The organism is Gorillibacterium sp. sgz306347, from assembly GCF_059735245.1.
This window is the reverse complement of sequence record NZ_JCAPET010000017.1, coordinates 49,108-62,758: the sequence shown is the minus strand read 5'-3', so window position 1 is coordinate 62,758 and position 13,651 is coordinate 49,108. Positions and strand designations below refer to the sequence as shown.

Below are 13,651 nucleotides of genomic sequence, written 5' to 3'. Positions count from 1 at the left end.
GTTTATTCCCCCGCTGTCCAAACGTCCAGCGCCAGCGAACGAACGGTTTCGTTCGGATGAATGCGATAAGCCCTAAGTCGGTTGGCGCATTCCGGCCGCCACTCCAAGGCTTCTCCCGCAACTTGAAGCAATGAAAGTCCGATGACCGCAGCCGCGTAACCATCCGCAGAGTCCAGCGCATCCACCAGGGCCAGCAAGCTCTCCGGCTGCCAGTATCCTTTGCTGACCGTAAGCGCCTGTACCATCTGGTTGCAGGCAGCGGGCAGAAGATGCGGCTTTTCAGCCAGGCCGCGGGCAACGCGGGCCAAATAACCGGCGGCTGCGTCCGTACGGTTCCAATCGATGGCGGCGATATAAAGGTTGATGACCAGATGCCGCAAGGTCCCGTGGGCGGCAAGAACATCAATCAGCCCGTGATACAATGGGGTAAGGGCGAGCCGCGTACCCAAAGGCAAGGAGGTCAGCCGCCCGATCAGTTCCGTCAACCGCTGCCGGTGCGGCACATCCCGTATTTGAGAGGCGTTCCATTCCTCCCGTATGGAAGCATTGGCTAAAAACCGGACCACCTCGAGGACCCGCCCGTTAACCTTGCCGTCCCGCGCCGCTTCCAGCAGCGCCTTCATGGCGGCGCGCCACCGGACGCTGTCTTCCAAATCGGCAATCGCTTTTGCAGCGGCTGCTGCAACGGTTTCTTCCTGTCCCTCCGTCCAGCGGGCCAGAGCCTGGAAAGCCATTTGTCCCACAGCCGCATCCGCATGGTTTGCGATTGCAAGGAGGAAGGCCAAATAACGGGCTCTGTATTCGGCCGGAAGCTCCTGCGGCCGCTGGGAAAGCAGGCTGTTTACCACATCGCGCTGCGGGGAATCGGCCATGGCGCCCAAGATCGTCCAGCTGCGTTCATCATGCAGCAGTTGTCTTGCCGCGTGACCGATCGCGATGAGGACATCTTTGTGCACCTGGGGTTTCCCGAACTCCTCAAGCAGCAGCGCCACGCTGTTGGGGCTTCGGTAAGCGCCCAGGAGCCGGATGGCTTCTTTTCGCACCGTGATTTTCAGCTTCTCCCGGCGGAGCAGCGTTTCCAGCAGCTCGGCCAGCAAAAGCGGACTCACCCTGCGGATGCAGCGGGGGATGGAGTACATGGCTACGCGGGCCCGGTCACCCTCCAGATGCTCCCAAAGAAGGGGCAGCGCCTTTTCCGGTTTTTCCGTTAATGACAAAGCGTGAAGCGCCGCTTCAACAAGAAAGACGTCCTCGTGGTTTAGTAGCTCCACCACTGGTTCGGGCCAAAGCTCGGGCATTTTCGCGATCCTGTGAATGGCCTGGGCCCGCTCCTGCAGGCTGCGCTTGGCGTCCAAAGCGACCTTCTCCAGCAAGGCGCCCAGCGCTTTCTGCTGGCGCGGCAGCCAGCGGTGAAACCCGTCCGCAGCCGGAAGCAGATAGATCGTTTTCCCCGACAAAAATTTCCCCTTGATGGCAGCGCCCGAAAGAAAAGGGTCCAGCCATTCCTGGCGTTTCCGGTGCAGATGCTCAAACACTTCCCCGACGGCAATAAACGACCTGTCCCGGGCCAGCAATTCACTCACTCTTTCGTCGCGCGTCCGGGGAGGAGCAAGCCAATACCGGGCGGCTTGCGCGGCGACGGAAGAGGATTTCGCCTTTGTCGCCTCCTGCAGCAAGCTTTGCAGCTTGGCCAGGCCGTGGCCCCGTTTGCCGAACCAGCCTGCCATACGCAGCACAAGGCTGTGGTCTTCTCTTTTGGCTGCTTCCGCCAGGCTGGAATAAAGCTCCTCGAACAACAGGTCTTCCATGCCCTGCGGGAGATACAAGCGGGAGAAAGACGGCAGCGCCAGTTGGCCGCTCTGTTTTACAAGTTTTGTGATCGTGCGCAGAGCGAAGGCAAAAAGCGCGTTATGCGGCTGCAAGCCATGGCGGCGCAGCAGGGCAAAAGCCAATTTTTCCGCCGCCGCCCTCGTCGCATAGGAGGAATCCCGGGCTTCGGCCACGCTGTCTACCAGCAGCTCCAGCTCCGGAATATGTTCCTCCCTGTAAAGAAACGCCGGGCTGCCCGCCAGTTCGGCTAATACCATGCAGCGGACCGGGTCCTGGTCGTTTTTGATGCGCCTCAGGAACAGCAGCGTCTCCTCCATCCCCTGCCTTGACAGCGCCGTGCACTTCACCAGCTGCGCCAATGCCGCGGCACGCTCGTCCGCATTGGACGCCGCGGCTGCTTGCACCAGCGGCTGCCGGGCATGCTGAATCTGCCGGCGGGCCGTGATCCGGATCGCCAGTTCCCGATTATCCTTGACCTCGCGAAGGCCCAGCATCCGGCTTGCTTCCTTGTCGCGCAAGGCGTGCGGCAGTTCATCCAGCAGCTGCTCCGGAAAAACGCGCGCCGTGCGCGTATCCTCCGCAAAGACCGTCTCAAAGATTTCGCCCCGCTTGGAGGGGGCCAAAAAATGAAGCAATTTGGCCAGCTGATAAGGCTGATCGGCGAACAGCGCCGCCATTTCCTTCCATTGCTCGATGGAGAAATACCGTCTCTTTTTGAGAAGGGCACCCGGCACGCCATGTGCGATCAAATCGTTCCGCGCCTCTTCCCGCGTCAGCAGCATAAACACCGCGTCCGCATCAAAGCGGATCAAGAAGCCCAGCTGCTTTCGCAGCACGGGGTGCAGCTTGTCCTTCGGGCCATGCTGCAGGGCGCAGGCCAGCACCGTCTCCGGCTTCAGCTGGCTCAGCATCTCCATGGCGGACGAGAAGCGCCACCAGACGTTGCCTTTTTCCCGCAGCGGCGCGTTCTCCAGGGTGGTTTGAAAATAGGCCGCCATCACCTCCGGATGGCGTTTGGCAATGTTGTGCCAATTCGAAATGGCGTAACCGCTTGTCTCCAACCATTGCCGGACCGTCTCTGCGCCGCAGGCGGGCAGTAAGACCAACGCCTCCTGCGCTCCCCACCGGGCGTACACCATAGGCAGCAGGCGCTCGGCTGCATCCTGACGGCCGCTAATGAACACGCGGAGCAGGAGGTGGCGCCGGCATTCCGGTGACAGATGCTCCAGCTCGCGTTCCATCGCTTCACCGGAAGCCGCCCCGGCGAGCAGCCCCGCCGCCCGCTTGCGGACACCCGCCGCCGGATGGCGCAGCGCTGCCAGCAGCAGGGAAGCGTCCTTGGCCGCCTCCGCGCCGGTTAAAGCAAGGTGCGCCTCATAAGCGCCGCCCTCAAGCAAGGAAGAGAGCAAAAGGGAAAACGCCGGGACGCCTTTATTATCACGGCCCAGCAAGGCGATTTTCTTCATCCGGCTGGAATACCCCAGCGAGTTTAACGCTTCCAGCAGATTATCTTTGTCTAGAGGATTCTTATGAAACATGGCAAGCTCCCTTCCGCCCGGCTTCGGTTCTCCGTACCTCGCAACCGTCCAAGTAAAATCAGGTCCATTCCTCCGTCAACGGGGAACGGCCTGGCGGATTTTCCTGGATAAACACATAGGTATCATCGGTGGAACGTTCCCCGGCAAACCGGTACCCCAGCCGGTTAAACGCTTTGATCTTTTCCACGGAGCCGATTTGCCGCTCCGCCATGAAGCGCACCATCTCGCCCCGCGCCATTTTGACCTGGGTTCCCTTTTCCGTCACCTTGCCGTCCGCAAGCTGCCCGAACACACAAGTGATCAAGCGGGTCTCTCCGCTTAGATAGGGAGAAATGCATTTGCTGTATTCCTTGGAGGCCAAATTCAGAATGCAGCCGCTCTCCGCTTCCAGCTGCTCCGCCAGCTTTCGGCCCCAGAATGCATAAAGGGTGCTGAAGCCGGGCCCGGCCAGCTTGGCCTGCATCTCCAGCCGGTACGGAACAACGCCGTCGAAGGGCCGCAGCAGCCCGTAAAAACCGGACAGGATTCGCAGATGCCGCTCGACATACGCCAGCTCCTGCGTTTCAAACACGCCCGGAGCCATGTGCTGGTATTGAAGCCCCTCATAGGCAAAAAGAGCCGGCGTCAACCGGCGGCTCAGGTCCATGGTGCGAAACCGCTCCACATTCAATGCGGCAATGGCGTCATTGCAGTTCCAAAGCGACTTGGCTTCCGCGTAGCTCAGCTTCTTTACAAGAGCCAGGAGAGCTTCCGCCTCGCCGATAAACTGCGGCAACTGGCGGCATTCCATAAAGTCCGTGTCAGTCTTCATCTTTTTGGCAGGTGAAATAATGATTCTCATATCGTCCTCTTCGCCGTCTATTCTATCTATCATCCGCTTCATTATCCCATACCGCTTTTTCGGATACAAACCTGATCGGAGCAAAAAAAACGGCCCCCTGCAGCAAGGGCTGCCGCCTCTTTCCTGCTCTACTTTCCGTCACGACTGCGGGAATGCTTGGACTTTCGTCCGCTGGTGCTTCTTTATTTTCTTGCCTTAAGCAGACTCCTGCTCTGCCCGCTTCCTCCTCTCCGCCTCAAGCCCGCTTTTCAAATCAAACCCGGTCGGGTTCTGGAAAATCCGCAGCCCGAACTCCGGCGCGACCGCAAACAGATGATCAAAAATATCCGATTGCGCCTCTTCGTAAACCACCCAATTTACATCATTGGTGAAGGCATAAAGCTCCAGCGGAATCCCGGTTTCCACCGGCTGCAGCTGCCGGACCATGCAGGTCATCTCCTGGTGAATCTTCGGATGGTGCTGAAGATAACACTGGATGTAGGTTCGAAAAACGCCGATGTTCGTCAGCGCCCGGCCGTTCACCTTGACGGACCGGTCCACGCCAAATTCGGTGTTGTACTGCTCGATTTCGAGCTCCCTTTCCGCAAGACACTCCCGAAGGTAATGAATCTTCTTGAATTTCGCGAGCATCTCCGGACTGCAAAAGGTCACGCTGCCCGCATCCACGTGAATGGACCGTTTGATCCGACGCCCTCCGGCGGTTTGCATCCCTCTCCAGTTTTTAAAAGAATCCGAGATCAGCGCATACGTGGGGATGGTGGTGATCGTTTTGTCCCAATTCTGCACCTTGACCGTATTCAGCGAAATGTCGATGATAAAGCCGTCCGCTCCGTACTTGGGCATCTCGATCCAGTCGCCCACGCGCACCATATCGTTGGAGGTCAGCTGGACGCCGGCCACCAGCCCCAGAATCGAATCTTTAAAAATCAGCATGATGACGGCCGACAAAGCGCCGAGTCCGCTAAGCAGAATCAAGGGGCTTTTCCCGACAAAATGGGAGACCAGCAGGATGCCGCCAATGAGATACACAAAGATTTTGACCATTTGCAGGTAGCCCCGGATCGGCCGCGCCTTCGAAACTTCAAAGGTCGTGTAAATGTCATGGGCCGCGTTCAAAAACGCGTTGAGGAACATCAGCCCCACGATAATGAGGTAGACATAAACGCCTTTCTCAATCCAGGATTGGAAAGAAAAAAGCGGAGCGGTGAAATAAACAATCGCGACAGGCACCACATGCGCCAGCTTGTGGAACACCTTCCGTTCCAGCATATAATGGTCCCACTGAAACCGTTTGTGGCGAACGTAATAAGCCGTCGTTTTCAGGAAAATCCGTTTCGTTAACAGATAAGCCGCAATGCTGATCATAGCGATCAACGCGATCATTATCGCATTGGCTATGGAATCTGCCATCCTGTCTTGAGCGCCCAGGTCATCGAGTATGTTCTTGATGAATTCCATATCCCTCTCCTTTTCACGAGTAAAAATAGATATGGGGTAGATTATAGCACAGTTTGTTCTCCCGGTTGGCCTGTTCGGCCGCCTTTGCTACGCCAGCATCCTATTCCGAGAACGACAAGCCATGCGGAGAAAACCAGTTGGGTAAGGAACAGCTCCTTTTTTATCCTCCTGCTTGAAAACGGATAAAGAAAAAGATCCGCGGGAAGGCATCTCGCCTCCCGCGGATCATTTTATGAAACTGTCTTTTGGTCAAGCTTCGTTCTTTTGCTTCGTTTTAGCGTCAGATCAAGCCGGACAGCTTCAGCAGCTTCTGGATCATGACGGCCACCTCTGCCCGGGTAATATCAGCCTTGGGCGCCATGACATCCGCGCTTCTTCCGCGAACAACGCCGCTTTCCACGCAAGCCGCCGCCGCTTCCGCCGCCCATTTCGCAACAGCGTCCTTGTCTTGATACGAATCGAGAACGCCGGCCGCTCCGGTCAGCTTTGCGTTCAGTTCGGTCAGCCGCATCGCTTTGGTGATAAGGACCATCGCTTCTTCACGGGTAATTTTCTCTTCCGGACGGAAGGTCCCGTCTTGGTAGCCTGCGATCAATTGATAATCGTAAGCGGTTTGGATGGCGTTTGCGTACCACTTGCCGTTGCTCACATCGGAAAAGGGAGCGGTTTGGTACGGATTCAGCCGCAGCCCCAACCCTTTGACCAAAACAGAAGCGAATTCCGCGCGGGTAATCGCGCGATTCGGTTCAAACCGGCTTTGGCCTACCCCTTGAATAACCATCCGGGAGCCCATGTCGTTTACGGCATCCTTGCTCCAGTGAGCCGCCACGTCGGCAAACTCGATCGGGTGCCAGACAACGGAGTACGTGCTGTTGGTCAAGCTGTTGATTTTGGCAAAATACTTGCCGTCTACTGCCACAACTTGAGTCGGCACATGCCGTACGGTACCATCCGCCTCTACGACAACGCCGGTCGTGATTTTGTTCGGATCGACACCGTCGGGGATGGCAATCGCCCGCTCCACATAAACCGCGTAATCGGTAATCTCAACCGACTTGCCTTCATAAACCGCTTTGACGGTAAAGTCTACGGACGGCGCCATGACATTGAAGCTGCCTGCCGCCGCTGCATTCCGGACGATTTTCAGCATGTCCGGCTGGGTTTCAGCGATTTCGATTTGCAATTTTACATCCTGAACCCGCGCTGCTCCAAGCGCCGAAGCCAGGCTATGAATACCAAGCTCTTGGGCCGGGATCGTATAAGTTGCCGCAGGGGTCTTTAATTCGAAGGAGGCTTGCTGCTCCTCCATTTTCCGGATCATATCCCCGTTCAATTGGCCCGCAACCACATCCGATTGCTTGGCCAGAATCACGGTTACCACTGCATTTCGGCCTTCAGCGGCCAGCTTGGCTTCCAGCTTTTTCTGATCGACGTCAATGGTCGTAACGGTCCGGTCGTCTACTTTCGTTACCGTAGCCGTGCCTGCACTTTCCGCCTTGCCGTTAACATAGACATCAATGCCGCTTCCGGTTGTTGTCCCGGGGGAAGTCGTGCCGCCCGTCCATCCCGTTGAGCCGGCATCCCGCGCTACATGGATCACGTAATACTTCGCGGTAACCCCGTCCTGGGCCGTCACTTTCACATACACCGGGGTGCTGCCGCCGGCCGTCAAGGAAACGGTCCCTGCGCCGGTAATCTCGTGCGTATAGCCGCTGTCCGTGTACAACTTGTAGGTCGCGCCCGGCACCGCAGTGATATTGTCCAGTCCGATAACCGCCGTACTGTACGGTACATGGACCGCCCAGGTGATCGCTTTGTCCGCAGCTGAGCCGTCTCCGCCTCCGGCAGCAGGTGCCGTTTGGCCGGCAACGCCGGTCAAACCGGCGTCCGTGCTAGGCGCAGTTACCGTGAAGCGGACGGTGAAGCTTTTTGGTGTGAGGCTGCTGTCGGGTGCGACCCCTCTGGCCTCAAAGCCGCCTCGGGAAACGGTCACCGTTGCCGAGTAGCTGCCTTCCGGCAGGCCGGCCTTCGGCGCAACGGTGAAGCTGTCGCTCTCGCCAGGGGCAATGCTGTCGATGGACGTCTTCGACAGGGTGAACGCTTCGGCATCCGTGCCGCTCAACTCCACCAGCAAATCGCCGCTCGCCGCATTCCCGGTACTGTCCACCGTGACACTGTACGGCGCCGGTGCTGCATAGCCCTCGAGTACCGACCCAAAGTCATGCTCGTCTGTCTCACTCAGTTCAATGATGTGCGTTGGCGCTGCCAAGCGGTTTACCGTCACCGCGTAGAACTTCGCCGCAATGCCATCCTCGGCGGTGACCTTCACATACACCGAAGTGCTGCCGCCGGCGGTCAGGGAAATGGTCCCGCTGCCGGTAATCTCGTTCGTATAGCCGTTGTCGGTGTACAACTGGGCGGTGGCTCCCCTTGCCGCATCAATATGCTTCAGTCCGATGTCCACCATGCCGTACGGTACACTAATTGTCCAGGTAATGGCCTTGTCCGCTGTTGAGCCGTCTCCGCCTCCAGCCGTGGAGGCCGTTTGATCGGCAATGCTGACCAAGCCTGCGTCGTTGCTCAGCGGCTCCGTCACCGTGAATCGGACGGTGAAGCTTTGCGATGTAACGCCGCCGCCGGATACCGTCACTGTCGCCGAGTAGCTGCCTTCCGGCAGGTTGGTTTTCGGTGCAACGGTGAAGCTGTCGCTTCCGCCTGCAGTAATGCTATCGATGGACGTCTTCGACAGGGTGAAAGCCTCTGCGTTCGTACCGCTCAATGCCACCGTCAGGTCGCCGACCCCGCCGGTGCCGGTGTTGTTCACCGAGACGCTGTACGGCGTCTGCGCTCCATACCCTTCTTCCAGCGAGCCAAAGTCATGCTCGCCCGTCTTGCTCAGCGCGATGCTGTGGGTCAATGGCACAGTGCGGGTAGGGAAAAAGATAGCCGATATAGAGCTGAAAGGAACAGAATAAAAGGAATCTTTTGCCGAACCGTCCAGGTTCGCCTTCCAGATCGTGCGGTTATACAGGTCGAACCAGTACATTTTGTTGTTTTCGGGGTCCAGTGCAAAATTGCCTAATCCACCAGTGAATTTGCTGGACGCAGGATCAATCAGGGTTTCAATGTTGGAACCGTTTAAATCGGACCGTTTAATTCGGTTATTCGAAGCTTCGTACCAATATAGCTTGTTATGAATCTCGTCGACAGCTACAGTTGTAGGGAATGCAAGTCCCGTGACCAAGGTCTTCACATCTTTACCGTCCAAATTGGATGATTTTATCACGGAATTTGCCATTTCAAACCAATACAATCTTCCGTTGGCAGCATCAACCGACAAACTGGTTGCTCCAATGCCTGCATTGGCTATATCGACCACGACTTGCGCATTGGAACCGTCCAGATCCATTCGATAAATCTTCCCGGAATCCGCCAGGTAAAGCTTGTCGCGACTAGTGTCGAGGGCTAAGGCGCCCAAGTCGGATGACAAGTTTCGGTGGATAGTTTCCACCTCATCCCCGTTATAGTTGGCTCTGCGGACGGTTTTGCCCCCATTCTCCATCCAATACACCATGCCTGTTTCTCCATCCAATGCGCCTGAAAAAAGGCCGGTCCCTGTATTGGCCACATTGTCAAAAAGCGTAACAGTCACAAGATTCGTTACATCCGTACTTTTAATTGCGTTTTGGATATTGTCGGTCCAATAAATCTTGTTAGAGAAGTCCGGCAGAACGACGGTGCCCGTCGTCACCGTGAAAGTGACGGTGAAGCTTTGCGATGTAAGCCCGCCGCCGGATACCGTCACTGTCGCCGAGTAGCTGCCTTCCGGCAGGCTGTTCTTCGGCGCAACAGTGAAGCTATCGCTCCCGCCGGGGGCAATGCTGCTGTTTATGGACGTCTTCGATAGCGTGAAGGCATCTTCGTTAGCGCCGCTCAGTCTCACCTTCAGGTCGCCTACCCATCCGGTACCGGTATTGTTCACTGTGACGCTGTACGGCGTTAGCGCCCCATACCCTTCTTCCAGCGAGCCAAAGTCATGTTCGCCCGTCTTGCTCAGCGCGATGCTGTACGTCAGTTCCGGCGTCACCGTGAACCGGACGGTGAAGCTTTGCGATGTAACGCCGCTGCCGGATACCGTCACTGTCGCCGAGTAACTGCCTTCCGGCAGGTTGGTCTTCGGCGCAACGGTGAAGCTGTCGCTGCCGCCTGCCGTAATGCTGTCGATGGACGTCTTCGACAGCGTGAAAGCCTCCGCCTCCGCTCCGCTCAATGCCACCGTCAGGTCACCGACCCCGCCGGTACCGGTATTGTTCACCGTAACGCTGTACGGCGTCTGCGCCCCATACCCTTCTTCCAGCGAGCCAAAGTCATGCTCGCCCGTCTTGCTCAAAGCGATGCTGTGAGATAATGTCGGCGATTTCAAAGGCATGAAAATTTGAGGGATAAACGCATAGTCCACTGAAAAAACAGTTTCAATGGCGGAACCGTTAAGGTTAGCCCGCTTCATATCGGAATCGTTGCTTTCAAACCAGTACATTTTCCCGTTTGCAGGGTCAAGAGCGAAGCTGACTCCATCATAGATGACAGCACGGGCCACAGGGCTAATCAAGGTCGTCCTGTTTTGTCCGTCCAAATCGGACCGCTCAATTTTGTTATTTCCGTAATCGAACCAATACAGCTTGCCATGAAGCTGATCGACGGTCACAACCGTGGGACTGGCGAGACCCGTGATCAGGGTCTGGATATTTGTGCCATCCAGATTGGACGATCGTATGGTGCGATTGCTATTTTCATACCAATACAATTTTCCGTTTACAGCATCAACCGTCAGGCTCTCTACTCCCTTATAGGGAGTGGCATCGGTTGCATTGACCACGTCTTCCAAATTGGTTCCGTCCAAATTGATCCGTTGGATCATTGGGGAGGTTTGGTTGGCCAAATAAAGCTTGTTATGGACGGTATCGAGTGCCAAAAGGGTAGCATTGGTTCCGCTCAGGAAAATTTCCCGTTCGGTTCCGTCATAATTGGCTCTGCGGATCGTGTTGTTCCCATTTTCGTACCAGTATACCTTGCCCGTATCCGCATCCAAAGCGGCTGATAAAGGCCCCGTTTGATATTGACCGGCAGCTTGATCTATTATGGTGTTCGTTTGAAAATCCGTTACATCCGTGCTCTTAATCGCATCTTCACCGAAGTCGAGCCAATAAATTTTGTTCGAGAAATCCGGCAGAACGACAGCGCCCGCCGTCACCGTAAAGCGAACAAGAAAGCTTTGCGGCGCGACGCTGAGGCCCGATACCGTCACCGTCGCCGGATAGCTGCCTTCCGGCAGGCCGGTCTTCGGCACAACCGTAAAGCTATCGCTTCCGCCGGCGGCGATGCTGCCGATGGTTGTCTTCGACAGGGTAAAGGCATCTTGGCCCATGCCGCTCAATGCCACCGTCAGATCGCCGCTCTCGCCGGTCCCGGTGCTGTTAACCGTGACACTGTACGGCGTTAGCGCTCCGTAACCTTCTTCCTGGGAGCCGAAGTCATGTTCCCCCGTCTTGCTCAGCGCAATTCCGTAAGACTTGGGCAGGGATCGGGAGGGAACAAAGATCCCCGCGATTAAAGCCTCACTACCTCCAGGTACGTCGTAAAAAATTTCTATCGAGCTCCCGTTAAGGTTCGCCCGCATGATCTTCTGGCTCATTTCGTCATACCAGTACATTTTGTGGTTTCCGGGGTCCAGAGCAAAACTGACTGCCGGCGAACCAAAATAATCACCGGTTGACACAGAATCAATTAACGTCTCGCGGTTGGAGCCGTTCAAGTCGGACCTTTCAATGGCATTATTTCCGCCATCAAACCAATACAGCTTTCCATAAAGCTGGTCGACGGCTACAGTCGTGGGAAAGGAAAGACCCGTGACCAAGGTTCTAACATCCGTACCATTCAAATTAGCCGATTGGATCGTGCTATTATCATCTTCGTACCAATACAATCTGCCGTTGACAGCATCAACCGACAAGCTGGTTGCCCCAAACTCGCCGCCTGTATCGGCTGCATCGACCACGACTTGCACATTGCTTCCGTCCAGATCCATTTGATAAATCAATCCGGAATCCGCTACATACAGCTTGTCGCGAGTAGTGTCGAGGGCTAAAGAAGCTTGGTCGGATACGTCCGTAAAGATGCTTTCCATTTCTGTCCCGTCATAATTGGCTCTGCGGACAGCATAATTGCTTTCATCTTCCGCATCCGCTATCCAGTACACCTTGCCTGTGTCCCCATCCAAGGCGCCAGAAAAAGGACCATAATCCTCATCGACAGAAGCATTGCCAAACAGCGTATCCATCTCAAAATCAAGCAAATCCATACTTTGAATCGAATTTTCGTCATAGTTTGCCCAGTAGATCTTGTCAAACATATTCGGCAAACCGCCGTTGGCGGATGCCACAACCGGGCACAGCTGAACAAAAAGCAAAACGGTCAAAAAAGCTACTATTTGCGTGACTCTACTCTTTTTCCGCTTCATGATGGGAAATCACCGCAATCCTTCTTTATTTTTGGAAAAAGCTGCTGTGTGCGCACAAAATCGCTGAACGAACCGGGCGCACGCCAAAATCATCCGGCCTTCCTGTCTTCCTTTTTTGCAGGTTTACTCGTTTCTGGTCCCCTCTCGTAGGTGATCGCATTCGACATAAGACTCTGGCCCTAATTTTAAACAGGTCCGCTTACAAAACACTTACAAGCCCCTTGCGGACCAGTCTGGATGACTCATCCATTTTGCAAAAAAACTCCGGGCCGTCCCTTTCCATAAGGGAACAGCTCGGAGCTTTGACGTTATCCCGTGCCCGTCGATTAATCTTCCTTCCCGATCTCCCGAAGCAGCGGCTCCAGAAAAGCAGGCGGATCAACGCCGATTTCCCGCCGCAGGGCTTCTTTCATTTTCTTGCAATGCGTATAAAAGGCGGTTCTGTCCTTCCAGTGCAAATAGATACGGAGAAGCATTTCGTGAGCCCCTTCATCATAAGGCGCGACGGACAAAAAAAACTGCAGGAGGTCGTGAGCCAGCCTAAGCTCACCCGATTCCATATACGAGCGGGCCAATGTTTTGGACAGGTCCCGAAAGCCTTGTTCCGTCTGCTCCCTTGAGGCACCGCACCAGAAATAATCCTTGCTTCCGAATAACGGCCCTTGGTACAGCCGAAGAATGCGCTCCGCTTCGGAGAGCGAATGCATCATCCGCGCCGCGCCTTCCTTCCTCAATTCCTCAAAATGAACATAATCGCAGGCTTCCAGCAGCTGAAAACGATAAAAACCCTTTTTGGAGCTCAGCTGGAATAAGATTCCGTTCTCCAGCAGCGTTTTCTTCATGCGGAACACGGTGGTGTGCAGGTTTTGCTCCGCTTTGTGGGGATCGTGCTCCGGCCACAGGCTTTCGCAGATCAGCCATTTGGACACGCTGGTATCGCGGTGAACCAGAAAAAAAGCCAGCAGCTCCTCCGCCTTCGCTGTCGGAAAATGGATCGGGCCCGCATCACCGGAACGATGAACGTAAAAATGCCCGAAGCATTGAATCCGGGAACGGCCTTCAGTTTTTTGGGGGACAAACGGGGTTCGGCCTCTTCGCCGGAGGATTCGTTGGATGCTGGCAGCGAGAGAACCTTCATCAATCGGCTTCAGCAAGTAATCGGAGGCGTTCACCCGGAACGCCTCCAGCGCATATTGATCATGCGCCGTTATAAAAACGACTTCCAGGCTCTCCTCCATTCCGATTAAAGCGGAAGCCAGCTCCAGGCCGTTCATGCCGGGCATGTCGATGTCCACAAAAGCCGCATCCGCCCTCAGCCGGGGAAACTCGTTCAGCAGCTCGGAAGGCTTGGTAAACGCCCCGACAACTTCGACATCCTCCCGAGAATTCAAGATACGCTGAAGGCGCGTGACAGCCAATCGCTCATCGTCTACAATGACAACTTTCATGAAGATCCATCCTTTTCCG

Annotated in this window: 5 protein-coding genes; all 5 read right to left on the bottom strand. The window is 55.7% G+C overall.

Annotated elements, in window-relative coordinates:
* Positions 1–2: 2 nt before the first annotated feature.
* The 5 genes from AC6I6H_RS11105 to AC6I6H_RS11085 all read right to left on the bottom strand — a co-directional run bounded on the left by AC6I6H_RS11105 (position 3) and on the right by AC6I6H_RS11085 (position 13,632).
* Positions 3–3,368 (bottom strand): HEAT repeat domain-containing protein, encoded by a 3,366-nt coding sequence (locus tag AC6I6H_RS11105; RefSeq protein ID WP_497953834.1) that lies wholly within the window; start codon positions 3,366–3,368, stop codon positions 3–5.
* Between the two features lie 58 nt (positions 3,369–3,426).
* Positions 3,427–4,209 carry a peroxide stress protein YaaA gene (yaaA, locus tag AC6I6H_RS11100; protein WP_497953833.1) on the bottom strand — a complete coding sequence of 261 codons (783 nt, stop codon included), beginning with the start codon at positions 4,207–4,209 and terminating at the stop codon, positions 3,427–3,429.
* 195 nt (positions 4,210–4,404) lie between these two features.
* On the bottom strand, positions 4,405–5,667 hold the full coding sequence (locus tag AC6I6H_RS11095; RefSeq protein ID WP_497953832.1) for a mechanosensitive ion channel family protein: 1,263 nt from the start codon (positions 5,665–5,667) through the stop codon (positions 4,405–4,407).
* 280 nt (positions 5,668–5,947) lie between these two features.
* On the bottom strand, positions 5,948–12,184 hold the full coding sequence (locus AC6I6H_RS11090) for an S-layer homology domain-containing protein (RefSeq protein ID WP_497953831.1): 6,237 nt from the start codon (positions 12,182–12,184) through the stop codon (positions 5,948–5,950).
* A gap of 326 nt (positions 12,185–12,510) precedes the next feature.
* Positions 12,511–13,632: a response regulator gene (locus tag AC6I6H_RS11085; protein WP_497953830.1), complete on the bottom strand. Its 1,122-nt coding sequence runs from the start codon at positions 13,630–13,632 to the stop codon at positions 12,511–12,513.
* Positions 13,633–13,651 lie beyond the last annotated feature (19 nt).